Annotated in this window: 27 protein-coding genes; 11 read left to right on the top strand and 16 right to left on the bottom strand. The window is 69.1% G+C overall.

What is annotated here, in order from left to right; genetic code table 11:
• Positions 1-3 precede the first annotated feature (3 nt).
• From AB0F17_RS43780 to AB0F17_RS43750, 7 genes are all read right to left on the bottom strand, one after another.
• The gene (locus AB0F17_RS43780; RefSeq protein ID WP_358035887.1) at positions 4-405 is read right to left on the bottom strand and encodes a DUF2871 domain-containing protein; all 402 of its coding nucleotides are present in this window, start codon (positions 403-405) and stop codon (positions 4-6) included.
• A gap of 12 nt (positions 406-417) precedes the next feature.
• Positions 418-912 (bottom strand): cupin domain-containing protein, encoded by a 495-nt coding sequence (locus AB0F17_RS43775; RefSeq protein WP_358035885.1) that lies wholly within the window; start codon positions 910-912, stop codon positions 418-420.
• An 18-nt stretch (positions 913-930) separates the two neighbouring features.
• On the bottom strand, positions 931-1,302 hold the full coding sequence (locus AB0F17_RS43770; RefSeq protein ID WP_358035883.1) for a DUF4267 domain-containing protein: 372 nt from the start codon (positions 1,300-1,302) through the stop codon (positions 931-933).
• A gap of 255 nt (positions 1,303-1,557) precedes the next feature.
• Complete coding sequence (locus AB0F17_RS43765; RefSeq protein ID WP_358035881.1) at positions 1,558-2,475, bottom strand: HAD family hydrolase; 918 nt, start codon at positions 2,473-2,475, stop codon at positions 1,558-1,560.
• Positions 2,472-3,509 (bottom strand): formylglycine-generating enzyme family protein, encoded by a 1,038-nt coding sequence (locus tag AB0F17_RS43760; RefSeq protein WP_358035879.1) that lies wholly within the window; start codon positions 3,507-3,509, stop codon positions 2,472-2,474. Before AB0F17_RS43760 ends, AB0F17_RS43765 begins: the two co-directional genes overlap by 4 nt.
• Positions 3,506-5,005: an arylsulfatase gene (locus AB0F17_RS43755; protein WP_358035877.1), complete on the bottom strand. Its 1,500-nt coding sequence runs from the start codon at positions 5,003-5,005 to the stop codon at positions 3,506-3,508. Before AB0F17_RS43755 ends, AB0F17_RS43760 begins: the two co-directional genes overlap by 4 nt.
• A gap of 121 nt (positions 5,006-5,126) precedes the next feature.
• Positions 5,127-5,666, bottom strand: coding sequence for a Pycsar system effector family protein (locus tag AB0F17_RS43750; protein ID WP_358035875.1), 540 nt, complete (start codon positions 5,664-5,666; stop codon positions 5,127-5,129).
• A gap of 151 nt (positions 5,667-5,817) precedes the next feature.
• Here AB0F17_RS43750 and AB0F17_RS43745 point away from each other — a divergent pair, with 151 nt between their 5' ends.
• Entirely contained in the window at positions 5,818-6,414 is a 597-nt protein-coding gene (locus AB0F17_RS43745; RefSeq protein ID WP_358035873.1) for a DUF6230 family protein, read from the top strand.
• Positions 6,415-6,484: 70 nt separating this feature from the next.
• The gene (locus tag AB0F17_RS43740) at positions 6,485-6,877 is read left to right on the top strand and encodes a DUF6114 domain-containing protein (RefSeq protein WP_358035871.1); all 393 of its coding nucleotides are present in this window, start codon (positions 6,485-6,487) and stop codon (positions 6,875-6,877) included.
• A 22-nt stretch (positions 6,878-6,899) separates the two neighbouring features.
• Here the strand turns inward: AB0F17_RS43740 and AB0F17_RS43735 are convergent, their stop codons facing one another.
• The 3 genes from AB0F17_RS43735 to AB0F17_RS43725 form a co-directional block, all read right to left on the bottom strand.
• The gene (locus AB0F17_RS43735; RefSeq protein WP_358035869.1) at positions 6,900-8,582 is read right to left on the bottom strand and encodes a SulP family inorganic anion transporter; all 1,683 of its coding nucleotides are present in this window, start codon (positions 8,580-8,582) and stop codon (positions 6,900-6,902) included.
• Positions 8,583-8,682: 100 nt separating this feature from the next.
• Positions 8,683-9,783 (bottom strand): winged helix DNA-binding domain-containing protein, encoded by a 1,101-nt coding sequence (locus AB0F17_RS43730; protein WP_358035867.1) that lies wholly within the window; start codon positions 9,781-9,783, stop codon positions 8,683-8,685.
• 4 nt (positions 9,784-9,787) lie between these two features.
• A complete protein-coding gene (locus tag AB0F17_RS43725) occupies positions 9,788-10,387 on the bottom strand; it encodes a DinB family protein (RefSeq protein ID WP_358035865.1) in 600 nt (199 codons plus the stop codon).
• Between the two features lie 62 nt (positions 10,388-10,449).
• On the opposite strand from AB0F17_RS43725, the gene AB0F17_RS43720 reads away from it, so the two are divergent.
• Positions 10,450-11,445: a WYL domain-containing protein gene (locus AB0F17_RS43720; RefSeq protein ID WP_358035863.1), complete on the top strand. Its 996-nt coding sequence runs from the start codon at positions 10,450-10,452 to the stop codon at positions 11,443-11,445.
• Between the two features lie 19 nt (positions 11,446-11,464).
• Here AB0F17_RS43720 and AB0F17_RS43715 read toward each other — a convergent pair whose 3' ends face one another.
• Entirely contained in the window at positions 11,465-12,007 is a 543-nt protein-coding gene (locus tag AB0F17_RS43715) for a TIGR03086 family metal-binding protein (RefSeq protein WP_358035861.1), read from the bottom strand.
• Here AB0F17_RS43715 and AB0F17_RS43710 point away from each other — a divergent pair.
• Complete coding sequence (locus AB0F17_RS43710) at positions 12,006-12,833, top strand: helix-turn-helix domain-containing protein (protein ID WP_358035859.1); 828 nt, start codon at positions 12,006-12,008, stop codon at positions 12,831-12,833. The genes AB0F17_RS43715 and AB0F17_RS43710 overlap by 2 nt on opposite strands.
• A gap of 21 nt (positions 12,834-12,854) precedes the next feature.
• On the opposite strand, the gene AB0F17_RS43705 is transcribed toward AB0F17_RS43710, so the two are convergent.
• Positions 12,855-14,297, bottom strand: coding sequence for an MDR family MFS transporter (locus AB0F17_RS43705; RefSeq protein ID WP_358035857.1), 1,443 nt, complete (start codon positions 14,295-14,297; stop codon positions 12,855-12,857).
• Positions 14,298-14,816: 519 nt separating this feature from the next.
• Here AB0F17_RS43705 and AB0F17_RS43700 point away from each other — a divergent pair.
• From AB0F17_RS43700 to AB0F17_RS43685, 4 genes are all read left to right on the top strand, one after another.
• The gene (locus tag AB0F17_RS43700) at positions 14,817-15,647 is read left to right on the top strand and encodes a class I SAM-dependent methyltransferase (protein ID WP_358035855.1); all 831 of its coding nucleotides are present in this window, start codon (positions 14,817-14,819) and stop codon (positions 15,645-15,647) included.
• Positions 15,648-15,732: 85 nt separating this feature from the next.
• The gene (locus AB0F17_RS43695) at positions 15,733-16,635 is read left to right on the top strand and encodes an RNA polymerase sigma-70 factor (protein WP_358035853.1); all 903 of its coding nucleotides are present in this window, start codon (positions 15,733-15,735) and stop codon (positions 16,633-16,635) included.
• Positions 16,636-16,692: 57 nt separating this feature from the next.
• Entirely contained in the window at positions 16,693-17,436 is a 744-nt protein-coding gene (locus AB0F17_RS43690; RefSeq protein WP_358035851.1) for an NAD(P)H-binding protein, read from the top strand.
• Positions 17,433-17,831: a hypothetical protein gene (locus AB0F17_RS43685; protein ID WP_358035849.1), complete on the top strand. Its 399-nt coding sequence runs from the start codon at positions 17,433-17,435 to the stop codon at positions 17,829-17,831. The genes AB0F17_RS43690 and AB0F17_RS43685 overlap by 4 nt, the downstream gene beginning before the upstream one ends.
• 36 nt (positions 17,832-17,867) lie before the next feature.
• Here AB0F17_RS43685 and AB0F17_RS43680 read toward each other — a convergent pair whose 3' ends face one another.
• Positions 17,868-18,353: a hypothetical protein gene (locus AB0F17_RS43680; protein ID WP_358035847.1), complete on the bottom strand. Its 486-nt coding sequence runs from the start codon at positions 18,351-18,353 to the stop codon at positions 17,868-17,870.
• Positions 18,354-18,540: 187 nt separating this feature from the next.
• Entirely contained in the window at positions 18,541-19,182 is a 642-nt protein-coding gene (locus AB0F17_RS43675; protein ID WP_358035845.1) for a helix-turn-helix domain-containing protein, read from the bottom strand.
• A 121-nt stretch (positions 19,183-19,303) separates the two neighbouring features.
• On the opposite strand from AB0F17_RS43675, the gene AB0F17_RS43670 reads away from it, so the two are divergent.
• From AB0F17_RS43670 to AB0F17_RS43660, 3 genes are all read left to right on the top strand, one after another.
• Positions 19,304-20,149, top strand: a complete 846-nt coding sequence (locus AB0F17_RS43670; RefSeq protein ID WP_358035843.1) for an enoyl-CoA hydratase/isomerase family protein — start codon at positions 19,304-19,306, stop codon at positions 20,147-20,149.
• A 258-nt stretch (positions 20,150-20,407) separates the two neighbouring features.
• Positions 20,408-21,601, top strand: coding sequence for a beta-propeller fold lactonase family protein (locus tag AB0F17_RS43665; RefSeq protein WP_358035841.1), 1,194 nt, complete (start codon positions 20,408-20,410; stop codon positions 21,599-21,601).
• Positions 21,602-21,931: 330 nt separating this feature from the next.
• Positions 21,932-22,081 (top strand): hypothetical protein, encoded by a 150-nt coding sequence (locus AB0F17_RS43660; protein ID WP_358035839.1) that lies wholly within the window; start codon positions 21,932-21,934, stop codon positions 22,079-22,081.
• Between the two features lie 43 nt (positions 22,082-22,124).
• Here AB0F17_RS43660 and AB0F17_RS43655 read toward each other — a convergent pair whose 3' ends face one another.
• Both AB0F17_RS43655 and AB0F17_RS43650 read right to left on the bottom strand, forming a co-directional pair.
• Positions 22,125-22,787 carry a response regulator transcription factor gene (locus tag AB0F17_RS43655; protein WP_358035837.1) on the bottom strand — a complete coding sequence of 221 codons (663 nt, stop codon included), beginning with the start codon at positions 22,785-22,787 and terminating at the stop codon, positions 22,125-22,127.
• Entirely contained in the window at positions 22,784-23,911 is a 1,128-nt protein-coding gene (locus AB0F17_RS43650) for a sensor histidine kinase (RefSeq protein WP_358035835.1), read from the bottom strand. The genes AB0F17_RS43655 and AB0F17_RS43650 overlap by 4 nt, the downstream gene beginning before the upstream one ends.
• Between the last annotated feature and the right edge of the window lie 32 nt (positions 23,912-23,943).

The following is a 23,943-nucleotide window of genomic DNA, read 5'->3' as shown; positions in this document are numbered from 1 at the left end:
CCATCAGGAGGGGATCCGCTTGCCGAGGTTGATGAAGAAGAGGATCAAGCCCACGGTCAGCACGATGTGCCCCAGTCCGGCGATGCCGGAGATCGCCGCGCTGGTCTCGGCGCCCAGGACCGTCTGGGTGCCGTGGATGAGCATCATGAGCACGGTCAACCCGAGACCCGCGTTGTAGACCCAGAAGGACCAGTTGAAGAGCCTGCTGGCCGACAGGGTGAACAGCTTCTCCAACGCCAGCACGACAAGGGAGAAGAGCATGCCGGGCGCGAGTAAGTGCGTGTGCACCACTCCGAGCTGGCTGTCGCCCGTGAAGTCGTTGAACTTGGTGAGCTCGCGATAGTACAGACCGCTGATCAAGCCGAGGATCATGTAGGTGTGCGCCGCGTAATAGAGCTTTTTCATTGTTGAGACCTCTCAAGACCTGGCGTCGTTCCAGGTCACGCTGTTGAGGAAGTAGGTGTCATAGAGCTCCTGCACATCGAGCAGGATCTCGGGCGGCACCTTGCCGTAGGCGATGCGCTCCAGGTGGCGGAAGTACTCGAACCGTTCGACACCAGGGGTGATCACGATGAGGATGTCGGCGTCCTCCCCCGGCGCCGCGGCGAAGGCGTGGGCGAGACCGGGCGGCACCACCACGAGGTCGCCGCGCTCGGCGGTGACGACCTGCTCGCCGGACAGCAGCTGGGCGGTGCCGTCCAGCACGTAGAACAGCTCGGCGGAGCCGGCGTGGCTGTGCGGTTTGGCGCCGTCCGCGCCGTTCGCCAGCGTGACCCGCTGGGTCGAAAGCGCGCCGCCGGTTGAGCTGCTGTCGGCCAGCAGCCGGATGGTGGTGGGGGCCTGGCCGATCACTTCGGCCTCCGCGGAGCGGACGATGACGGACTTGTCGAAGTCCGGCACGATCAGCGACATCTCAGTGACTCCTTCGATTCAGACGAGGAACAGCAGGGCGGCGCAGATGAGGACGGTCACGGCCGTCGCGAAGTGGATGCCGAACGCCACCGCCTTGGTGCCGCCGTTGCGCAGGACGATGACGGTGTCGAAGAAGGGGATGATGGCGACCACCAGCATGAACCAGGCCTCGGCACGCGCACCCACGAAGACGAGCAGGGCCAGGCCGAGGATGCCGTAGACGGCGTCGCGCAGGCCCTTGATGGTCAGGTAGGCGGTGTCTCCGTCCTTCTTGGCGGGGACGCCGTAACCGGCGGCGGAAGCCTGCGGCACCAGCAGGAACCGCAGGCCGATGAAGAGGATGAGCAGGTTGAGCAGGACGGCGAGTCCATAGGCAACGGGGGTGAGCACGATTTACTCCAATATCTAGCGCCGCTAGGTGCAGGAGTGACGCTAACATAGCCGCGACAGAAGCGCTAGCGACGCTAGAGTTTCGGTCACGTCGATCCGGCTTGGTTACGCCCCCAGCATCGAATGCGCTCTCCATCTGGAACAACGACAGATCCGACAACGCACTATCAACCTCGGCTTAACGATCCGGTCCGGCTCACGCCCTTCAGTCGTCAAAGGCGAAGCTGCGGCCACCGTGTACGACAACGGCGCTGCTCAGCGCTCCGCCGCAGGCAAGGGAAAGACGGTTTCCCAGTCGCCGGCCATGCTGACGACGCTCCACCCGAGGCGGGCGGCGGTCTCGGTGATGGGCTCGGTTTCGGTGAAGGTCTGGGCCTTGCCGGCGTACGCGTACTCGCGTTCGGCGTCGTCATGGTCGACGAGCAGCGCCAGAGCCGGCCGATCGGCGGCAGTGGCCCATTCGAGCATCTCGCGGTCACCACCGGAGTTCCCGGCGGCCAGGATCGGGCGTCGGCCGAGCTGGGTCTGGATGTTGCCGACCTTGGCCGGTCCCTCGTTGGCGGCGCCGAGGATTCCGCCGGTGCGGCGGAGCCTTGGGCGCCCGCTGGGGTCCCGCTCGAAGTCGTAGGCGATGAGCGTCCCGACCACGAGTTCGGCCGGTACACCGTAGAGGGCCGCGCTGACGGCGCGGACGAACTCGGTGCCGCCTCCGGTCACGATGCCGACGGTGAAGTCCAGCCGTCGCAGTTCGCCGATGAGCTCGAGCATGGGCTGGTACACGGTCGCGCTCATCGACCGGCCTGTGGCGTGGGTTGCCGTCGCCATGAAGGCCCGGACCTCGGCGACGAACTCCTCAGGGGTGAAGCCCTCGAACAGTCCGGCGAGCGCGAGCGCGATGCGCTGCAGGCCGAAGTCGCCGACCCGGCTCGGATCACCGCTGAGGACCGCGGCGAACTCGGGTTGTTCGCCGACCGACGGATCGTCCGCCGCTCGCCGCCGCAAGGCGTCCAAGAAGAACTCGGCCTGGACATATGTCGGCCGCTCACACCACAACGTGCCGTCGTTGTCGAAGTAGGCCACCCGATCGGCCTGCGGCACGGAGCGGGCGGCATCGAGGAACTCGAGGACCGCGTCCCGCGTCGCGCCCGGCCGCCACGACGGCAGCGTGGTCACGACGCGTCACCACCCGTCGTACGCCCGGCAGCCGGAGAGTCCCAGACGCAACGGAAGCCGATGTGACTCATACCGGTGTCGATCATCTGCGGCCGGCGGGCGGCGGGCCGGTAGCGCAGACAGTAGGTGTCGGCGCACAGGTACGACCCACCCTTGATCACCTTGCGCGGGATGCGGAACTGCGGCTGAGCCGGGTCATAACTCGATTCGACATCACCGCCGCAGGGGTCGCGGGGGGTGCAGCACGGTGACACGGCCGCGTCGGGGTGCCGTTCGGCCCACCAGTCGGAGGTCCATTCCCAGACGTTGCCCGCCATGTCGAACAACCCATAACGGTTCGCCGGGAAGGACCCGACCGGTGCGGTCCCCGACCAACCGGACTCCCCCGTCGAGCGCCATGGGAAATCGACTCCCTCCCAGGTGTTGGCCATGATGCGACCACCCGGGCGGGGCTCGTCGCCCCACGTGAACGCGGCACCCTCGAGGCCGCCGCGTGCGGCGTACTCCCACTGCGCCTCGGTGGGCAGCGCGGCGCCGACCCACGTCGCGTAGGCGGCGACGTCCTCGTACGCGACGTGGACCACCGGATGGTCGAGGCGGTCGTCGATGCTCGAGCCTCTCCCCTCCGGAAAGCGCCAGCACGCGCCCGGCGTCCACCTCCACCACAGACTGAGATGCCGGAGGTCGACCGGACCATGCGTCGGGACGAACACCATCGACCCGGGCACCAGGTTCTCCGGGGGCGCGCCAGGGAAATCGGCCGGGTCCAGCGGCCGCTCGGCCACGGTGACGTAGCCGGTCGCCGCCACGAACGCGGCGAAACGGCGGTTGGTGACGGCGATCGGATCGATGGCGAAGCCGTCGATCCGCACTCTGTGGGTCGGCGCCTCCTCGCGATAGTGGTCGTCGGAGCCCATCGTGAAGACCCCGCCGCCCAGGTGGATCGAGCCGTCGGCTCCGTGGGGCGGCCCCGCGGGCCCGAACGTGCGGGTCGGCCGCGTCTCGCGATCGCCGACCCGCCCGCTGCCGCTCATGCGCTGGTCATCCCGGCGCGCAGCTTGTCCATCACCTGGTCGATGCCGAAGCTCGCCGGCGCCTGGCGCGGCGGGAAGTCGGTGAACGTGGTGAGCAGGCGGGCGATGTACGCCTGTGCCGGGACCAGCAGCCACGCATGCTCCAGCAGCCAGTCGTAGTAGGTGTTGGAGGTGATGTCGGCGCGCTCGTAAGGGTCGGTGCGCAGGTTGAATATCTTCGGGACCCGCAGGTCGGTGTACGGCTCGGCCCACACGCGCAGCGTTCCGGGGGCGCGCTGCTCCAGGAACACCAGTTTCCAGTTGTGGAAGCGCAGCGAGGTGAGGTCTCCGTCGTCGGAGACGTAGAAGAAGTGCTCGCGCGGGCTCTTGTCCACCTCGCCGGTGAGGTAGGGGAGCTGGTTGTGGCCGTCCAGATGCACCCGGAAGAACGTGCCGCCGAGCTCCGCTCCCGCCTTGAGCTTGTCGGCGATGTCCGGCACGCCGGCTGCGGCCAGCAGGGTGATGAACCAGTCATTGTGGCTGACGATGCCATTGAGCACGGTGTCCGCCGGGATCTTGCCCGGCCACCGCACAACGCCGGGGACGCGGTAGGCGCCCTCCCAGTTCGAGTTCTTCTCGTTGCGGAACGGCGTCATGGCGCCGTCGGGCCAGGTGTTCATGTGCGGGCCGTTGTCGGTGGAGTACATGACGATCGTGTTCTCGGCGATGCCGAGCTCGTCGAGTACGTCGAGCAGGGACCCGACGATGTCGTCGTGGTCGAGCATCGTGTCGTGGTACTCCGACTGCCATCGCCCCGCGCGGCCTCGGCTCTCCGGCTTGCAGTGCGTACGGAAGTGCATGTGGGTGGAGTTGAACCACACGAAGAAGGGGGTGTCAGCCTCGGTCTGGCGGCGGATGAAGTCGATCGCCGCGTCACGGAACTCCTCGTCGCAGGTCTCCATCCGCTTCTTGGTGAGCGGCCCGGTGTCCTCGATGCGCTGGGTGCCGTCTTCGTCGGCCCACGAGCGGATCACCCCTCGTGGCCCGAACCGCTCCCTGAACCCGGGGAACTCCTCCTCCGTCGGGTAGTCGGGCTGCTCGGGCTCCTCCTCGGCGTTGAGGTGATAAAGGTTGCCGAAGAACTCGTCGAACCCGTGCGCCGTCGGCAGGAACTCGTCACGGTCGCCGAGGTGGTTCTTGCCGAACTGGCCGGTCGCGTACCCCTGCGCCTTGAGCGCGGTGGCGATCGTCGGGTCCTCGGCGCGCAGCCCGATCTCGGCGCCGGGCATGCCCACCTTGGTCAGGCCCGTCCGGTAGGGATTCTGACCGGTGATGAACGCGGCCCTGCCCGCCGTACAGCTCTGCTCGCCGTAGCAGTCGGTGAACCGCACTCCCTCTTCGGCGATCCGGTCGATGTTGGGGGTGCGGTATCCCATCAGCCCATCGCTGTAGCAGCTGAGATTCGAGATCCCGATGTCATCTCCCCAGATGACCAGGATGTTCGGTCGCTCCGACATGCATTCCCCCAGCCACGACACACGAGCTCCGTTTCACCAGCATCGCCCGCCGGCCGGAATGTCCGGGTCATTGAGCTGCCAAGATTCGAGTTCGAGCGGGCAAGGACGCGAAACTCCGACGCTAGAACAGATGCGGCACGACCACGGTGATCGTGATGGTCGCCATCGCCGCGACGATCAGATCGACCGCCCATCGCAGGTAACGGTGCTTGGCGAGTGCCAGCCGGGAGAACAGCAGCGCATCCCCCGCCAGGGACAGCTCGCGGTCGGCCAGCTGTTCGCGTACCTGGTCGAGCACGGCCTGCGCGCTGGCCGCTCTGGCATAGGCGATGGCTCGCGGTCCGCCGTGCTTGGGCAGTTCGGGACGGATGGTGAGCAGGACCAGCACGACCGCTATGGAGAGCAGCAGGATCGCCAGTATCACGCCGAACCGTGCGATCCCGGGGAAGTGAGCCGGGCCGGTGACCAGGAGGGTGCCCAGCACGCCGAATGCGGCACCCGCCCAGGACAGCAGCAACCCCGACTTGCCTTCGCCGGCACGGACCAGTTCGGCGTGCGCCGCGTCGACGGTGGCGTCCAATGCGTTCTTGAGGGCGGGATCCGGATGCTTCGCATTGCCTTTGCCGGGTTCGGGGCTCGGCCCCGGGTGCTCGTGACTCATGGTGGGCGATCCCTTCAGGTGACGGCGCGTGCGGGCGGTGAACTCCGGGCCGCTTGAGCACGTCTTTTCACAGTACGCGTTTATGTGATCACTCTTGGTGGCAAGATCGACTTATCGACCTGTCCGGGCAGAGGCAATGCGGAGCGTGACCATGGCGGTGCAGGGACGTGTGCGATGGAAGCGCTTCGCGTTGATCTTCGTACCGGTGGCGGCGATGACGTCGCTGCTGGTCGGGGCCACGGCCCAGGGGGTCATCGGTGCCACGTTCGTCGTGTCCAGCAGCACGTTCAAGCTCGCCACCGAGGAACTGCGCGGCCAGGGCTTCGCCCTGGCGGGCGGCGTGGTGCGGACCAAGGCAGGCCGGGTGATCCCCGTCGTGGTGACCGGTATCCGGCGGGCCGTGGCGACCGGCCTGTGCCAGAGCGTGCTCATCAAGTCGCCGCTGGGAGCGGTGACCGTCAGGATCACCGGCGGCCTGGACGGGAACCAGGTGAACATCGAGAACTTGGTCGTCGACGTGGCGGCGGCGCAATCCGCCGCCTCGCTCACCGACATCGAGCTGGGGCGGGACGCCAGCACCCTGGACGAAGTCCCCGGGGTCAGGGGACCGGCCGGCACGTTCGGCGGGCAGGGCAGCGGGATCACTCTGCGCAATACCAAGCTGAGCGCGTGGGCCGTCACCGCCGCGACGTTCAGGCTCCCCGACCTCAGGCTGATCGTGCTGCCCGGCGTGCACGAGTGCTTCTGACGCGCGTCGGCCCCGCCTCTCCGGCGCGGGTGGCGACCGCTCCGTGCCGATGCGGGAAGGCGAGAGATCTATGACATCGTGGCGGCGTTCGCGCCCGTTCTGGGGCGGCCTGTTGATCGTGCTGGCCGGGGTCGAGCTGCTCAGCATTCCGCTCGCGATCAACGCGCTGCCGGTGGTCATCCTGTTCGGCCCGGTGGGGGCCACTTACCTGATCGCGCTGGTAATGATGATCTTGGGCGTGCTGCTCTGGCTGCAGCCCGGCCAGAGGGTGTTCCTCGGCATCGTGACCGTACTGCTGTCGATGGCGTCCTTCGTCTACTCCAATCTGGGCGGCTTCCTGATCGGCATGAGCCTGGGCCTGGTCGGCGGCACGCTGGCCCTCGCCTGGGCTCCCGCGCCTGTGAAACAGCCGCGCACGGCCGATGCGGCTCCTGTCGCGCAGTCGCGCAGGGCCGTGCGGTGAGATCCGTACCGTCGCGCCCGTTTCATGGCTCTCGCATGGCGGTGAAGGCCTCCCGTACACCGGGGAAGACCGGCAGCCGCCGGGTGGCGCCGTCATGGTAGGGATTGGCCCGCAGGACCGCCAGGACGGGCCCGCGGACGCGGGCCAGCGCGATCCGGCAACCGAGTTCCCGCAGGTCGGCCGCGAGCTGGGCCATGGTGTCCGCAGCGGTGGCGTCCACGTAGAACACCGCCTCCGCATCCAGGATCACGCATCGTGGACGCGGCTCCTGTGCGGTCACCAGGCCCAGGACCCGCTGCTGGATCCGCCGGGCGTTGGCGAAGAACAGCGGTGCGTCGACACGGTAGATGAGGATGTCAGGGTGGGGTGACGCACCGTCGGCGATCTCCTGGGGCGGATGGTCGTCATCAACGATGGCGAGCAGGGTGTCGTGCGGACGGGCAGCGCGACCGATCAACTGGCTCGCCGCGAGAATCACCGCGATCAGCAGTCCGCGTAGCACGCCGAGAGCCAGCACACCGGCCACGGCAACGAGCGCGATCACACTCTCCGCACGCCAACCGCGCCACAGCCGCAGCAGGCCGGTGACGTCGATGAGCTTGGGGGCGCCCACCATCACGATGGCGGCCAGCACCGCCATCGGCAGCAGCGCGACCAACGGCCCGCCGGTGAACAGCACGAACACGACGATGCCCGCGGCGATGAGCTGAAAAAGCTGGGAATGCGCGCCGGCACCGCGGACGGACATGGTGCGACTGGTGCTGGCCATCGGCGCGAACCCGCTCAGCAGGCCCGCGGCCAGGCTCGCCGCGCCCAGGGCGGTGGTCTCCCGGTCAAGAGAGATACGCTCGCCGCTGCCGGCTCCCCCCTGGCGAACGGCGCTGACGGTCTCGACCGAGGCGATCAACGCCATGCCCGCCGCAGGCAGCAGCATCGCCCACAGGTCGGCCACGCTCACCCGAGGCCAGGCGAGCTCGGGCAGACCGCCGACCGCCGGGCCGACCACCGCCACACCCCGGCCGCCCAGCCCCGCCGCCGTCGAGATCGCGATGGCCAGCAGGCAGACCACCAGCCCGGCGGGCACGCGGGGCAGGCAACGCCTGAGGACGACGAGCGCGGCCAGCGCGCCCAAGCCCATCATCGCGGTCAGCGGCCTGGCCTGCTCCAGATGGGTGAGGACATGCCAGAGCTTGAGCAGCGGATCGGAACCGGACGTCGCGATGCCCAGCAGTGGCCCCACCTGCCCGGCGAGGATCCCGATACCCACACCGGCCAGGTAGCCGAGCATCACCGGCATGGACAGGAAATCGGCGACGCCCTGCAACGGCAGCGCGGCCACCAGCAGGCAGCAGACGCCCGTCAGGATCGCCAGGGCCGCCGCCAGCGCCACCGCCCGCTCACCGTCGCCGCCCGCCTGGTCCCGTACCACGGCGAAGGTCAGCAGCGCCAACGCCGATGAGGGCCCCACCGCCACGAACCGCGTAGCGGTGAGCAGGGCGAAAACCGTCGCAGAGCCCAGGGCGGTATACAGCCCGGTGACCGGCGGCAGCCCGGCCAGGGCGCCGTACGCCAGTGCCTGCGGCAGCAAGGTCACCGCGGTGACGAAGGCGGCCACGACATCCGCGCGCACCCAGCGTGCCGAATAGTGGCGCAACTGCCCGATGAGCGGCACCACGTTCACAGCCCGAATCCGACGCGTATCCATCCGATCATCATGCGATCGGTTCTGTCCGCGGCTCCCTGGACACGCCTGGCCGGCGCCGTAAACCCTCGCCCACGTCAGGCCACCGGTTCGCGGGGGTCGCTCAGCCGGTGGACGCGGCGATCTGTACGCCGTGACCGCCGTTGTCGGAGAGGAACGACGCCAGCGCCTGCCCCTGCTCGGCCACGGCGGTGCGGTCGGCTCGCGAGAAGAGGCGCAGCGGGGTGACCATCACGGTGCCAGCCTCGACGGTCCAGGTCGCGGAGACCCGGCCGTCGACCAGGACGACGCGGGCGCCGGCGACCGACAGGCCGCGGTGGGCGTCGTCGATGATCCGGCCGCGGTCGTGGTACCCGAGGAGCGCGTTGTCGAACGCCGGCAGGAACCGCACCGGAGCGGGTGTGTCGGGGTCGGGGCGCGGCGCGTCGGGGAGGTCCAGCAGTTCCCGGCCTCGCTCGTCGCGGAAGGTGACCAGCTCCTCGCGTATCGCGGCCACCGCGGCCGGCAGTCCGGCGAGACCGCACCAGGCGCGCAGGTCGGCTGAGGTGGCGGGGCCGAACGCGGCCAGATAGCGGCGTACCAGCTCTTCACCGACCGGATCGGAGCCGTCCGGGGCCGGCGGGTCGATCTCGCGCCCCAGCCAGGAGGAGAGCAGGACGTTGCGTACTCCCGCCCTCGTACGCCATAGCCCGCGCGGCGGTAGCTGCACCATCGGGACGAGGGCGGCGATCAGCATCTCACCCAGTGCCCGCGGTCCCGGCGCCGGCCAGCGTCCAGCCAGCGCCCGCGCGAGCTCGGCCATAGAGCGGGGCTCGTCGTCGGCCATCACCGCCCGGCCCGCCGCCGCGAGCTCGTCGAGATCCACCCCGTCGAGCTCGCGGCGGTAGGTCCCGAGCACCCGTTGGCGCAGCATGGTGTCGTGGCGGGCCCGCCAGGCCAGGACGTCGTCGGCGGCGAGCAGGTGGACGGTGCGGCGCATGAGGTGGGTCCGCACCACATTGCGCCGGATCAGCAGGTCCGAGAGCACCGCCGGGTCGAACGCGCGCAGCCGCGACCAGAGCCCGGCGAACGGTTCCTGTGGTTCCTGCGCTTGCAGGCCGCACAGGTGCGCGACGGCGTCGAGGACCGGCAGGTCGGCGTGATCGAGCAGCAACTGCCGGGCGAGTGTCGCTCGGTTGAGCGCCCGGGTGTCGAGAACGGTCATCGGTTCAGGTTGATTTCTGCCCGTCGAGCGTCTCGCGCAGGATGTCGGCGTGCCCGGCGTGCTGGGAGGTCTCGGCGATGACGTGCATCAGCACCCGGCGTACGCTGCGCACCGCTCCCGGCTCGTGCCAGGGCGCCTCCGGCAACGGGTGTGTCGCCGACAGGTCGGGGACGGCGGCGACGATCTCCTCACTGCGCGCGGCGACCTGCTCGTAACGCGCGAGGATCCCGGCCGGCGTATCGCCGGGCAGCATCTGGAAGTCGTTCTGGTGGTCGATCGCCCACTGCGGGAACTCGCGTGCGGTACCGGCCGCGAAATCGGCCCAGGTGACACCGTCGGGCAGGTCGTAGCGCAGCGCCGACGGGCCCTCGACCACGAACCGCAGCCACTGTTCCTCCATGGACGCGACGTGCTTGATCAGCCCGCCCAGGCACAGCGCGCTGACCGTCGGGCGCTCGCCGAGTTGCTCGTCGCTGAGCCCGCGGACGGTGTCGGTCAGGGCGGATCGCGCGTCCGCGAGCTGGGCGAGCAGTTCGCCTCGCTCGGCGTCGAGCGTTGAGGGGGACGTGGGGGTAGCGGTCGCGTTGTTGTCGTTGACTGGCATACGACAACAGTCGCAGGCGAAGCGGACAGGTAGTGGCCTCTTCTCCGGGCAATATAGGCAACATGCCGAAGACTTCAGCGCGACTGCTGTCGTTGCTCTCGCTGCTCCAGACGCGCCGGGACTGGCCGGGGGCGCTGCTGGCCGAGCGGCTGGACATCAGCCCGCGCACCGTACGCCGTGACGTCGACCGCCTGCGCGAGCTCGGCTATCCCATAGTGGCCTTCAAGGGGCCCGCCGGTGGGTACCGGCTCGAAGCCGGCACGGAGCTGCCCCCGTTGCTGTTCGACGACGAGCAGGCCATCGCTCTGGCCATCGCGCTCCAGATCGCCACCACCACTGGCGCCGGCATCGCGGAAGCCGCGGCACGCGCCCTGAACACCGTCCGGCAGGTCATGCCCGCCCGGCTGCGCCACCGGATCGACACCCTCCAGGTCACCGCCGTCGAGCGGCCCACGATCCGGCCGGGCCCACAGGTCGACAGCAGCGTACTCATGGCACTCAGCGCCGCCGTCCACGCCCGCGAGGTGCTGCGCTTCGACCACACCGCCGTATCCCGGCCAGGAGCGGTCGACCACGGCGCGCGGACTCCGCCGCGCCGGGTGCAGCCCCATCACCTCGTCACCTGGGACGGGCGCTGGTATCTCGTCGCCTGGGACCTCGACCGCGAGGACTGGCGCACCTTCCGCGCCGATCGGATCACCCCGCGCACCCCTACGGGACCCCGCTTCACCCCGCGCGAGCTGCCCGGAGGTGACGTGGCCGCCTTCGTGGCCGGCAAGTTCTGGGACTCCGACAGCTCTGGCAACTGGCCCTGCCGCGGCGAGGTGATCCTCGACCTACCCGCCGCCGCCGTGTCCCGCTACACCCGCTACGGATTCGCCGAGGAACTCGGCCCGAACCGCTGCCGGCTCGTCCTGGGCTCGTGGTCCTGGCCTGGCCTGGCCGCCACCATCGGCAAGTTCGACGCCGACATCGAGGTCGTCGGCCCGGCCGAGCTCAAGAACGCCTTCGCGCGCCTGGCCCGCCGCTACGCCAACGCCGCAGCCGACGCACCGTGACCTTGGAGACCGCGGCGGATCACGGGGTCCAGGCCGGATCCCGGCCGATGACGCCGAGCAGGCGGTCGAACTTCGGGGCGTCGTCCGGCACCGCCACCGGCGGCCCGAAGGCGCCGCGCTGCCTGCCCATCTCCACCATCTGGCCGGTGAAGTCCAGCGCCCGCGAGACGGCCTCGGTCTCCGGCTCGTACTGCTGACCGGTGGCCCTGGCCAGGTCCCAGCCGTGCACGACCATGTCGACGAGGTACATGTGAGCCAGCGTGGTCATCGGCAGGCCCATATCGGGGCTGGTCCCGTCCCATGCCTCGCGCCGAGACCAGGCAGCGAGCGTCCCCTCCGCCCGCTTGGCGAAGTCGCCCACGTAAGGTCCCTGCTCGATCCACGGTCCCTTGCGGCCCAGCGACTCGAACAGCTCCGCCACCCACTCCAGGTGGTTGATCAGGTCTTTGACGTCGTACTTCGCACATGGCGTAGGCGACCCGAACTGGTCTTGACGCACCGTACGCACCAATCCGGAGGTGCGTTCGGTGGCGCGCGTCATCAGCGGCATCATGTCGTCCATGGCAGCAATGGTTCCTCGCCTGCCTCAGGCACGGCTTGTAGAAACGCGACAGCGCGGCTGGGTCGACCCGTACGCGGGGCTCAACGCCTTCAATTTCACGCGTCAGGCGCCATCACCCGAAATTTCGGCGTACGTAGAGCATTTCTGGGTCGTCACCTGGATCGACCTCGCCGAGCCGTACGAACAGCGCATCGTCTCCCACCCCACCGTGAACATGACCATCGCCCAGGACTTCCACCGGATCGCGGGTGTGATCAAGGGTGGGTTCTCCTACACGATGCGGGGCAGCGGCCGCGTGCTCGGCACGCGTTTCCGCCCCGGTGGCTTCCGGCCGCTCCTCGGCCGCCCGGTTTCCGAACTGACCGACCGCTTCGTGGAGATCGGCGAGATGTACGGCACAGCAGGCGCGACCCTGGTCGAGCAGGTCCTGGCCGAACCCGACCCCCGGGCCGCCATCGGGCTCACCGAGAAGTTCCTGCTGAGTCTGGGGCCGGAGCAGGATCCGCTGGCCGAGGAGGTCGCGGCGCTGGTGGCGATGGTGGAGAACGACGTGTCCATGACCAGGGTCGACGAGCTGGCCACCAGGTCGGGGCTGTCGGTGCGCTCGCTGCAGCGCCTGTTCCGGGACTATGTCGGCATCGGCCCCAAGTGGGTGATCCGCCGCTTCCGACTGCACGAGGCCGCGGAGCGGGTCTCCCAGGGCGTCGACCTCGCCACGCTGGCCACCGAACTCGGCTACACCGACCAGGCCCACCTGACCCGCGACTTCACCGCCGCGGTCGGCATGCCACCCGCGGCCTACGCCCGGCTCAGCAGCCAGGCCTAGCTTGATGCTGTGCGCGGCCGCCTAGTGCTCGCCGGCGTTGTCCGCCCGGGCCGGTAGGAGCAGGGCGGTGATGACCACGCCCACCGACAGGATGGCGCCGATGACGAAGGCCAGCCGCATACCGTCGAGGTTGGCGAGCACCTCTGTGACGCCTTCGGCCTTCAGGGTCTCGGCCCGCGCACTCATCACGGTGATCACAAGCGCGGTACCGATAGCCGCGGCGACCTGCTGCAGTGTGCTCAGGATCGAGCTCCCGTGCGAGTAGAGGTGCGGGGGGACCGCTCCGAGCCCGAGAGTGAAGACCGGCGTGAAGGTCGCGGCCAGGCTCACCATGAGCAGCGCGTGCAGGCCGAGGAGCTGCCAGTACGGCATGGTCATCGTGATCTGGGTGAAGCCGACGAGCGAGAGCATGATCCCGATGGCGCCAGGGATGACCAGAACCCGACCACCGTGGTTGTCGAACAGGCGGCCGACGGTCGGACCGAGCAGGCCCATCGCCAGCCCGCCCGGCATCACGAGGAGGCCGGTCTGCAGGGGGCTGAGCGCGCGGACGTTCTGCAGGTACAGCGGCAGCAGGATCATCGAGCCGAGCATGGACATGAAGGCCACCGCCATCAGGATCAGCGCGACCGTGTAGGTGCGGCGGCGCAGGGTCCACAGATCCAACAGCGGCGTGCCGCGCTTCTGCAACGACAGCTGGCGAAAGACGAAGACGGCGATGGTGACCAGGCCGGCCGCCACGATGGCGGCGGCAACGCGGATGTCTCCATCCTTGAACCGGCTGAGCCCGTAGACCAGGCCGCCGAACCCGGCAGCGGCGGTGACCACGCTGAACCAGTCGATGGTGCTGAACTCGGGCTCGCCGACGTTCTTGAGCTGCCTCAGGCCGCCCCACGTGATCAGCCCGGCGATGGGCAGCACCACGGCGAACAGCAGGCGCCAGGACCCGAAGTTGAGGATCACTCCGGAGATCGCCGGGCCCATGGCGGGCGCGACGGAGATGGCCAGGGTGACGTTGCCCATCACCCGGCCCCGTTCTGCCTCGGGCACGACCCGCATCAGCGTGGTCATCAGCAGCGGCATCATCACAGCGGTCCCGGACGCCTGGATGATGCGGGCGCCCAGCAGCACCTCGAACGTCGGCGCGACGGCGGCCAACGCCGTGCCGAGCAGGAACAAGCCCATCGCGGTGGTGTACGCGCTGCGGGTGGACACCCGTTGCAGGAACCATCCGGTGATCGGGATGACGGCGGCCATGGTCAACATGAAGGCGGTCGAGAGCCACTGCGCCGTCTGCTCGGTTATGTGCAGCGCGTCCATCAGCCGCGGGATCGCATTGATCATGATCGTCTCGTTGAGGATGACCACGAAGGTGGCGAGCACCAGCAGCCGGATCACGGCCGGGGTGCGACCTGAAACTGCGGTCGCGGACTTGGCGGGTGAGTCGAGCTGTGGGCTGGACACGGCACCTCGATCGGGGGTCGTCGAACATGATGTGGTCACGGCTGGCGTCCCCAGCCTTGGGTCTCACAAGAAGTCGTGGTCATGCAAAGACTGACCGACACCACCGACAAAACTCATCGCCCATCCCACAGCATTCCGGCAAGTGACGCGAAATGCCACCCGGTTTTCACCGGCGAACGACGATCTCCAGATCGCGCGGAGCAGCCCCGAATCAATCCCTGGCCTGGGCGAACACGCCCCGATGAAGGCCAGAGGCGCCTCGTGACCTTCTGGGGCGATCAGCAGGCATCACGTCGCCCCCTTGGCGCCTGCGCGGCTACTCCCCATGGCGTACCCCGGCCGATTTCTCCTACCGGTGTCGTAGCGGGCGAAGCCTCTCTTGGGGGGACGCCCGGCGACCCACGACCGGCGACCATTGCGGGTGTGGGAACCGTCGTCAGGAACGTACAACGGGCTGCGCCGGCCATGAGGCCATCTCCGGAATAAGATTAGCCTTACCTAACTCACCTGGGAGTGAGTATGACCGATGACAAGATCGACGGTGCGACCCTGGACGGTGTGGCGGCCACCTGTCTCTGGACGCTGCGCAACCGCGCCGAGGAGTCGATGCACCCCGGCTCGGCGTTCCACGACCCGCTGGCGGAGCGCCTTTGCCGCCGGATCGAGTACGACTACGACCGGTTCGGCAAGCCCAGCCAGACCCATCCGCTGCGCGCCCTCACCCTGGACCTCGCCATCCGCGCCTATCTGGACCGGCATCCCGCCGCCACGGTGGTCGCCCTCGGCGAGGGTCTGCAGACCACCTACTGGCGCCTGGGGCGGCCCGACATCGACTGGCTGTCCGTGGATCTGCCACCCGTCATCGACCTGCGCACCCGCCTGCTCCCGCCGGAGCCGCGCATGACCGCGATCCCGGCCTCGGCGCTGGACCGCACGTGGATGGACATCCCCGATCCGGCGCGTGGCGTGTTCATCTCCGGCGAGGGTCTGTTCATGTACCTCGAACGCGACCAGGTGATGTCCCTGATCGCCGAGTGTGCCGCGCGGTTCCCCGGCGGGCGGCTGTTCTTCGACTCGATACCCACCTGGTTCCGGAACCGGACGCTCAAGGGCTACCGCATGTCGGCCCGCTACACCGCGCCGCCCATGCCGTTCGGCCTGTCGGTGTCCGAGGCCGCCCGCCTGCCCGCGCAGATCCCCGGCGTGGCCACCGCCGAAGAGCTGCAGCCGCCGCCCGGCCGCAAGGCATGGGGGTCGAGAACCCTCCGGAAGATCGCGGCCCTGCCCGGCCCGCGCGATCTACGCCCGTCGATCACCCTGTTGACCTTCGCCGCCCGTCAAGGACAGTAGGCCGCGATCTTCCGGAGCGTCCTCGACCGCAGCCGTACTGAGGTCGGATATCGGCCCGGCATGGTGGCCTGGAAGGCTGGTGGGCGTGACAGTTGATGCGGTCGAGGAGTTCGAACGGCACCGCTCGAAGCTGTTCGGGTTGGCGTATCGGATGCTGGGTTCGGCCGAGGAGGCCGAGGACGTGATCCAGGACACCTTCCTTCGCTGGCACCACGCGTCGGCCGTCGAGTCGCCGTGGGCGTGGCTGGCCAAGGTGGCGACCAACCTGTGTGTGAACCGGTTGACGTCGGCACGTGCTCTTCGGGAAAGCTATGTCGGTACGTGGCTGCCTGAGCCGGTGCTGACCGCGGACAGCGCTCTGGGCCCGCTGGACAGTGCTGAGCAGCGGGACTCCGTCTCCCTGGCCTTCCTGGTGTTGCTGGAACGACTCAACCCCATGGAGCGTGCGGTGTTCGTGCTACGTGAGGCCTTCGACTACAGCCATCGGCAGGTGGCCGAGGTCATCGACTCCTCCGAGGCGAACTCCCGGCAGCTCTACCGGCGTGCTCGCCTACGGCTCGCCGACGACCCGGGGAGCACCGAGCGCCGGACGGACCGCGTCTACCGCCGCGACCTGTTGGAGGGTTTCCTGGCGGCCGCGCAGGAGGGAGATCTGCCGAGGCTGGAAAAGTTGCTGGCCGAGGACGTGACCGTGTGGGTGGACGGTGGCGGCAGGATCAGCGCTGCCAGGCGCCCTGTCTCCGGCGCCGACAAGGTGGCGCGCTATCTGGTGGGTGCGCTGAACACCACCGGTCAGCGGGTGCGGCTGTTGGTCGCGGAGCTGAACGGCACGCCTGGCCTGCTGGCCCTGGCCGGCGAGGAACTGATCGGCGCGCTGGTGCCGGAGATGGCGGACGGCCTGATCAGCGAGATTCGCATCATCGCCAATCCCGACAAGCTGCGGTTGTCACGTTCGGCGGGTCTGTCCGGTTCTTTATGGGTGACCTGACAGCCGCGCGAGGCCGAAACACACTCGGCCGCGCGCTCTCCGCGGGGGTTGCCACCCATGACGAACCCGATCCTGGTGACGGGCGGTACCGGCCGGCTCGGCCGTGCGCTCGTTCCACGACTTCTGTCCGCCGGCCATGCCGTACGCGTGCTGAGCCGCAAGCCGTCGTCTGACGAGACGACGTGCCGCGGCGACCTGATCACCGGCGAGGGACTGGAGGAGGCGGTCGCCGGCACCGGCACGATCATCCACTGCGCGACCGCCAACGGCCGCGCGGACGAAGACGGTACCCGCAACCTCGTCCGGGCGGCGATGCGAACCGGTCGTCCACACCTGATCTATGTGTCCATCGTCGGCGTCGATCGAGTGGATATTTCCTACTATCGGGCGAAGCTAGGGTGTGAGCGGTTCTTAGCAGAGTCCGGGCTGCCGTTGACCATCCAGCGCACGACCCAGTTCCACGAACTCATCGTCTGGATGTGCACGGTCCAGCGGTGGATGCCGGCGATCGTGATGCCTGCCGGGGTCAGCTTCCAGCCCGTCGACACCGGCGAGGTGGCCGCCCGCCTGACCGACCTGGCCGGTGCGGCACCGGCGGGCCGGGCACCGGACATGGGCGGGCCCGAGGTGCGCGCCGCGGCCGATCTGGCCCGCGCCTATGCCCGCGCGCGCGCCAGCCGCCGGCCGGTGGTGTCGGTGCCGCTGCCCGGCGCCGGTATCCGCGGCTTTCGAGAAGGGGGCCACCTGGCTCCCGGTCACGCCGTCGGACAGATCACCTTCGAACAGTTCCTCGCCGCATGAGCGCGCGTACATGGCTCCGCGGAGGCCTGGCCTTCCTCGGCGCGGCACAGTTCGGCGTGGGTTGCTGGGCGCTGTTGCTGCCCGCCTCGTTCTTCGCCATCCCGTGGGTGGGGATGCGCATGCCGTACAACGTGCATCTGGTGATGGATTACGGCGCGATGAGCCTGGCCACGTCGGTGGCGCTGGGCGTGAGCGCTTTCATCGTACGACGGAGCATGGTTCGCACGGCGCTCGCCGTGTACCTGACGTTCGCGGTGCCACACCTGGCGATCCACCTGCGACTGCTGCACCATCTGACGCCCGGCGAACGCGTGCCGTTGGTGGTCGGGCTTTCGGCGGCGGTCGCGATCCCGCTGGTGCTGTGGGCGCTCACCACCAGGCTCGAAGAGACATGAATCCTGTGCGGTGAGGGGCGTCGGACCAGACCCCCATCACCCGCCCGGCCGCACCACGCGGGTTGCGGTCCTGGTGTAGGTGTTGTCCCGGCCGTAGGTGTAGACGCCGAACGTGCCCTCACCGACGTCGCCGTTGCTGTCGAACTCGATGCGCCCACTGAGCCCGTCGTAGTCGATCTCCACTCCGGCCTCCAGCAGCTTGGCGCATTCGCGGAAGGTCGTGCACCGCTGCCCGCCACCGCTCACCTCGGCCAGCCGGCCGGCGACCGACTGGCCGAGGTCGCCTTGCGCCGCGCGGGCGGCCAGCGCCGCGACCACCACCGCGTCGTACGCCTCCGCCGCGTACGAGAAGTCCGTCAAGGCCGGGTCCATCGCCCGCATCCGCGCTTGGAAGTCCGCGCTCACCTGCGCGCCCGCCAGAGTCCCGCGCACGCCGGTAAGGCTGTCACGAGGAAGGTCCTTGGAGTAGTCGGAGAGGTCGGCCTGGCCCAGCATCACCGCCTGCAGCCAGGGCGCCGACACCAAGCGGGGCTGCCACCTCACCCTGCTGCCCCAGCCACTGCAGCAGATCCAAACCCGCAACCGGCACCAACATCACCCGCCTCGCCGACCACTACACCCCTGGCACCATCCCCGACCGCCCGCCACGTCTGATCAGCCCGTTCCAACACCTCTGCCGACGCCTGGCGGCCGAGACCCCAGAATGACCTCAAAGATCACCAACAGCATCGATTCGTCTAGACAGAGCCACCTGGGTTGGGTCGATGGGGCGGGCCTCCAGACCTTCGATGAGGAGTGACAGGAACCGGTCCCCGGTATCGGCTGTCCAGGATGCCTGGCGTGTCGCCCAGGCCATGGCGTTGACCGCGGCGAGCAGTTGGTCGGCGTCAAGGTCGGCACGTATGTGACCAGAGCGCTGGGCGCAGGCCAGCAGGTCGCCGGCTGCGGCGCGGAGGCCGGTGCAGGAGGCGTGCAGGGCTGAGCTCGGATCGTGCAGAGCGGCCATGACCGAAGTGGGAAGGCCGTCGTAGCGGGCCGATGCCACGGCCAGCTCTCGTATCCAGGTGACAAGGGCCTGGCCGGGGTCGGGGGAGGCGATGAGGTGGGCCGCCCGGGCGCGAAGGGTATCGAACCCCTGCCGCAGCAGCGTCTCGAGCAGCGCCTCCCGGGTGGGGAAGTGCCGGTACAGGGTCGCGATGCCGACCCCCGCCCGGCGTGCCACCTCCCGAAGGGATGCGTCGGTCCCCTGCTCCGCGAAGGTCGCCCGGGCCGCGGCCAGGAGGTGCTCGTGGGTGCGCCGGCCATCAGCACGGACCGGAAGGCCAGCCGGCCAGGCGTCCGCATCGTTCATCTCAGGCTCCTTCAGTCACGGCTTGCCAACCGGAGCACCGCTACGCATAATCGGAGCACCGCTTCGGTTACGCCGAAGCTTACCTATGCACACGCCCATGAGCCAGCGAGGAGCTGCGCAGATGCCCCAGGAACTCGATGAGTGGCATGCCCGGGCCGGAGGCTACGTGGCACGACCGAAGTTCGAGGTCTATGCCGAGAAATATTCGCGCTACTTCGTCATGCGCCGCCGTGACGGGATCATCGAACTGCGGATGCACACCGACGGCGGTCCAGCCCGCTTCGACTTCGCCGTGCACAACGCCTGGGCCCAGGCATGGCAGGAGATCGGCAACGACCCCGACAACGAAGTGCTGATCCTCACCGGCACCGGCAACCAGTGGCTGGGCACCCCTGAGAGCACCGCCGCCGATCCCGCGGAGGCGGCGAACGGGTTGATGAACAACCCGCGCCCCAGGGACTTCGCTTACGAGCACGCCTACTACGACGCCACCAAGCTGCTGGAGAACTTCGTCTTCGGCATCGACATTCCCACCATCGCGGCGATCAACGGCCCCAGCCCGGCGCACACCGAGTTCGCGCTGCTGTGCGACATCACCCTGGCCGCCGACACCGCGACCATTATCGACCCGCACCTGTTGGCCGGCATCGCGCCCGGCGACGGGCAGCAGCTCACCCTCCAGGAACTCCTCGGCACCAAGCGCGCCGCTTATCACCTTTACACCGGTCAGCCGATCGGCGCCCAGCAGGCCCTCGAACTCGGACTGGTCAACGAGGTGCAGCCCGCCGACCGTCTCCTCCCGCGCGCCTGGGAACTGGCCGAGGTCATCATGAAAGCCCCCCGCACCGCCCGCCGCTTCACCCACGCCATCGCCCAGCGCCCCTGGAAACGGCGCCTCACCCAGGACCTCGGATTCGGCATCGCCCACGAGATGTACGGCATGCACGCCGACCAACTCCTCGGCTAGTGACTGGTGTCCGCGCGACAACACGGTGGAACTCAGGTCGGGTCGCCCGAGGGTGAAATCCCCTCGGGCGACCCGACCTGAGGGACGCAGCGCTAGGCGGTTCGGTTGGTCTCGGGGCGAATGCCTGCAGGAGGTGCGGACGCGGCGCGCGAGAGGGCGCGCAGCTTCCGAACCGCAGGCGCGAAGGCATCCGTGACAGATGGAACGCGATGGCACGCCTATCGGGTGTAGGACCATCGCTCGAACCACGGGGAAATCATGAAGTACAAGAAGTCATCCTTATCCATCTGGTCATCCATGCGGGTGGGTGGCGCTGTCCTGGCCGCTGCCGCGCTGCTCGCCGTCCCATCTCCTGGCCTGGCCACCGCTGCGGGACCGGTCCTGCCGCCGTCCGGCGGCGTGGTCTACGTCACGAACGCACGCTCCGGCAACGTCTCCTCCCTGGCGATCGGCCCGCGGGCCGTCCTGACGCCCATTGGCAAGCCGGTGTCCACGGGCGGCGATTTCCCTCGTGGTATCGCCCTCACCCCGAACGGCGCCACCGCGTACGTGGTCAACAGCGACTCCGACGAGCTCTCGGTGTTCCGCGTGGGGGCGCGGGGAGCGCTCCAGCCGGACCCGCAGATCTTCAAGACCGGCGACGAGCCGTGGGGGGCGACCGTCTCTCCGAACGGGCGCACCTTGTACGTGACCAACACCGGTGACGCGACGATCTCGGCGTTCGATATCGGCCTCAACGGGACGCCCGGCAATCGCCGAGATTTCCGCACCACCTCGAACTTTCCCAAGCAGACGGTGCTCTCCCCCGATGGGCGCTTCCTCTACCTCTCGTACGCCGATGGGGACGCGACCACCGACAGCCCGCCGCAGGTCGTCACCAGGTTCGCCGTGCGCTTCGACGGCTCGCTCGGACCCGCGCAGGACGTGGCGAAGGTGGGGCCCGCCGATTATGCGATCGCGATCAGCCCGGACGGCGCCTTCGTGTACGTGGCCTCGTCGGTCACGCTGAACGTGTGGGGGTTCCGGCGGGGCACGGACGGCTCGCTGACCCCTGTGCCCGGATCGCCGTTCCCCGCACCCACCGGCCCGGTCGGCCTCAAGGTCACGCCCGACGGGCAGCACCTGTACGTCGCCAGCAACGACCCCGACATCGACTCACCTCCCGGCGGCCTGCTCGGCTTCACGATCCTCGCGGACGGCTCGCTCAGGCCGACCGCCGACTCCCCCGCCCCCACCCCCGACCACGCCCTCGTCGACGCGGTCGCGATCACCCCGGACGGCCGGAACGTCTTCGCCGCAATCCGGGACACGAGCCAGGTGGTCGCGTTCGAGATCGGAACCGGCGGCGCGTTGAAGGAGGCTCCGGGATCGCCGTTCCCCACGGGCGGGGAGCGCCCGCTGAGCCAGTCCATCGCCGTACGTCCGGTCCCCGGCCCCTTCACCCCGCGGTAAGGAGCAGTCTGGACTTACCGAACCGCTGAGGTCGGGTGGCCCGAAGGTGTGACTCCTCGGGTGCCCTTAGGAGAATCGGGCCGAGATTCCGACTCGATTAGGAGCGTGACGATTACCGCGCCGACCGCCTGGCTCGATGTCACGACTGTCGATGCTGGCCGGGGGGATTTGGTGATCAGGGCCCGGCTGGGGCGGTGGTGGCCGGAGCGTGGGCGGGCTGGAACAGTTCGATGAGGTTGCCCGCGGGGTCGGTGAGCAAAATCTGGCGTCCGCCGGAGCCGGCGACCACGTCGCTGGAGAAGGACGACAGTCCGGCGAGGCGGAGCCCAGATGGGTGGTGTAGAAGTCGACGGCGGCGGCCACGTCGTCGACGAGGTAGCGGACGCCGGCGAGCTGTTCAGATGCGATCATGACGAGACCTCCTGTGGCGTGAGGACAGGCGGTGCCGCCATCGGGCTGGCCCGCACCGTGCTCGCCTGACCCAGCGCGCGCCGTCGGCGATCCTTCTACCCGTAAGGACCCATCAGCGATCGCACGGCGCTACCAGGCCGGATTCGTAGGCGAGGACGACGAGCTGGGCGCGGTCGCGAGCGCGGAGCTTGGCCATGGCTCGGTTGATGTGGGTTTTTGCGGTCAGCGGGCTGATCACCATCTGGTCGGCGATCTGGTCGTTGGACAGGCCTCGCGCGACCAGGACGACGGCTTCGCGTTCACGTGTGGTGAGTTCTTTCAGTCCCGGCCCGGTGCCGGTGCGGAGCGGCTGGGTGACGTACCTGTTGATGAGCTTGCGGGTGATCGACGGGGCGAGCAGCGCGTCGCCACGTGCCGCGACGCGTACGGCATGGAGGAAGTCTTCGGGCACGATGTCCTTGACGAGGAATCCGGCCGCGCCGGCGCGCAGCGCGTTGAAGACGTACTCGTCGAAGCCGTAGTTGGTCAGGATGACGACGTGCACCCCGGCCAGGGACGGGTCCGCGGCGATGCGCCGGGTCGCCTCGATGCCGTCGAGGACCGGCATCTGGACGTCGATGAGCGCGACGTCGGGCAGATGTTTCCTGATCAGCGCCAGGCCCTCCATCCCGTCGCCGGCCTCGGCCACCACCTCGATGTCGTCCTCAAGGTCGAGCAGCGCGCGGAATCCGCTGCGCAGGAGCGGCTGATCATCGACCAGCAGGACCCGGATCACGACGTACGGTCCACGGGGAGCTCGGCCTGGACGGTGAATCCGCCCTCGCCGCGCGGCTGCGCGCGTAGGCGTCCGCCGAGGGCGGTGACCCGTTCGCGCATCCCGAGCAGCCCGACCCCGGGCACCGAGGCGGCGTCCGGTGTGGCCTTGCCGTCGTCATCGATGCGGATCACGAGGGTGTCCGGGCGGCAGTCGATCCGGACCGACGCGGTCGTGGCGGCGGCATGCCGGGTGATATTGGTGAGCGATTCCTGAACGATCCGGTAGACGGTCCGGCTCACCGCGGCCGGCACGTCGTGTTGTTGCCCTTCGATCGTCAGGGTCGCGTCCAGACCGGTCGTCCGAGCGCTTTCCACCAGCTCCGCGACATGGTCGAGCCCACGTGGCGGGCTCGTGTCGTCATCGCGCAGCGCCTCCAAGGTCGCCCGCAGTTCCCGAGTCGCCTCCCGTCCCGCCTCCTGGATCGCCAGCAATGCCTCCGGCACCTGTTCACCGCGCCTGCGGGCCACGTGGACCGCGACCTCGGCCTGCACCTTGATGATCGAGATCTGGTGGGTGAGCGAATCGTGCAGCTCCCGCGCGATGCGCAGCCGCTCCTCATCCGCGCGCCGCCGCGCGGTCTCCTCCCGGGTGCGTTCCGCTTCCTCCGCCCGCCGCTCGGCCTGCCGCAGCGCCTCACCCGCGGCGCCGGCCGCGACCAGCCAGGCCAGCTCCAGCGCGCCTCGGGCCTGCGCGAACGCCTCCCCCGTGTCGTGCATGCCCGAAGCCAGGGCCGCCAGAGGAAGAGCGGCCAGCATGGCCACGCTCGCCGCCACGGTGACGGCGCGATGTCCCGCCCGTACGGCGGCGTACACCGCGAACAGGTACGCGACCGCGGGCACGTCGAAACCGGCCGCCTGGTACCCCACCGCGCACATCCCGGTGACGACCAGGACCACGACCGGAGCCCGGCGGCGCGCGGCCAGCGCCAGGCCGCCGAGCACCAGCAGCGCGTAGCCGAGCAGGGCTGAGTTCGTGCCGGAATGCTGCTGGGACAGCCCGGTGACCAGCAACGTCGCAGCCACACAACCGGCGACCGCCCAGTCGATGACACCGGCCCGAACACCGGCCCATCCTGACTCCATGCGCGCACCCTAGCCCGATGCCGGCGCGAGTG

Source organism: Nonomuraea sp. NPDC026600 (genome assembly GCF_040638335.1).
Classification (GTDB): domain Bacteria; phylum Actinomycetota; class Actinomycetes; order Streptosporangiales; family Streptosporangiaceae; genus Nonomuraea.
Note: the sequence above shows the minus strand (reverse complement) of the source record. Positions and strands in the feature narration are given on the sequence as shown.

What these genes read in the sequence shown, in the direction of transcription:
- AB0F17_RS43690 (WP_358035851.1), top strand. Translation starts at nt 16,693, where the DNA reads ATGACGAACCCGATCCTGGTGACGGGCGGTACCGGCCGGCTCGGCCGT.
- AB0F17_RS43660 (WP_358035839.1), top strand. Translation starts at nt 21,932, where the DNA reads ATGGGTGGTGTAGAAGTCGACGGCGGCGGCCACGTCGTCGACGAGGTA.
- AB0F17_RS43720 (WP_358035863.1), top strand. Translation starts at nt 10,450, where the DNA reads ATGCCGAAGACTTCAGCGCGACTGCTGTCGTTGCTCTCGCTGCTCCAG.
- AB0F17_RS43780 (WP_358035887.1), bottom strand. Translation starts at nt 405, where the DNA reads ATGAAAAAGCTCTATTACGCGGCGCACACCTACATGATCCTCGGCTTG.
- AB0F17_RS43665 (WP_358035841.1), top strand. Translation starts at nt 20,408, where the DNA reads ATGAAGTACAAGAAGTCATCCTTATCCATCTGGTCATCCATGCGGGTG.
- AB0F17_RS43730 (WP_358035867.1), bottom strand. Translation starts at nt 9,783, where the DNA reads ATGACCGTTCTCGACACCCGGGCGCTCAACCGAGCGACACTCGCCCGG.
- AB0F17_RS43775 (WP_358035885.1), bottom strand. Translation starts at nt 912, where the DNA reads ATGTCGCTGATCGTGCCGGACTTCGACAAGTCCGTCATCGTCCGCTCC.
- AB0F17_RS43735 (WP_358035869.1), bottom strand. Translation starts at nt 8,582, where the DNA reads ATGGATACGCGTCGGATTCGGGCTGTGAACGTGGTGCCGCTCATCGGG.
- AB0F17_RS43685 (WP_358035849.1), top strand. Translation starts at nt 17,433, where the DNA reads ATGAGCGCGCGTACATGGCTCCGCGGAGGCCTGGCCTTCCTCGGCGCG.
- AB0F17_RS43675 (WP_358035845.1), bottom strand. Translation starts at nt 19,182, where the DNA reads ATGAACGATGCGGACGCCTGGCCGGCTGGCCTTCCGGTCCGTGCTGAT.
- AB0F17_RS43725 (WP_358035865.1), bottom strand. Translation starts at nt 10,387, where the DNA reads ATGCCAGTCAACGACAACAACGCGACCGCTACCCCCACGTCCCCCTCA.
- AB0F17_RS43710 (WP_358035859.1), top strand. Translation starts at nt 12,006, where the DNA reads ATGGCAGCAATGGTTCCTCGCCTGCCTCAGGCACGGCTTGTAGAAACG.
- AB0F17_RS43760 (WP_358035879.1), bottom strand. Translation starts at nt 3,509, where the DNA reads ATGAGCGGCAGCGGGCGGGTCGGCGATCGCGAGACGCGGCCGACCCGC.
- AB0F17_RS43750 (WP_358035875.1), bottom strand. Translation starts at nt 5,666, where the DNA reads ATGAGTCACGAGCACCCGGGGCCGAGCCCCGAACCCGGCAAAGGCAAT.
- AB0F17_RS43755 (WP_358035877.1), bottom strand. Translation starts at nt 5,005, where the DNA reads ATGTCGGAGCGACCGAACATCCTGGTCATCTGGGGAGATGACATCGGG.
- AB0F17_RS43740 (WP_358035871.1), top strand. Translation starts at nt 6,485, where the DNA reads ATGACATCGTGGCGGCGTTCGCGCCCGTTCTGGGGCGGCCTGTTGATC.
- AB0F17_RS43745 (WP_358035873.1), top strand. Translation starts at nt 5,818, where the DNA reads ATGGCGGTGCAGGGACGTGTGCGATGGAAGCGCTTCGCGTTGATCTTC.
- AB0F17_RS43715 (WP_358035861.1), bottom strand. Translation starts at nt 12,007, where the DNA reads ATGGACGACATGATGCCGCTGATGACGCGCGCCACCGAACGCACCTCC.
- AB0F17_RS43700 (WP_358035855.1), top strand. Translation starts at nt 14,817, where the DNA reads ATGACCGATGACAAGATCGACGGTGCGACCCTGGACGGTGTGGCGGCC.
- AB0F17_RS43670 (WP_358035843.1), top strand. Translation starts at nt 19,304, where the DNA reads ATGCCCCAGGAACTCGATGAGTGGCATGCCCGGGCCGGAGGCTACGTG.
- AB0F17_RS43650 (WP_358035835.1), bottom strand. Translation starts at nt 23,911, where the DNA reads ATGGAGTCAGGATGGGCCGGTGTTCGGGCCGGTGTCATCGACTGGGCG.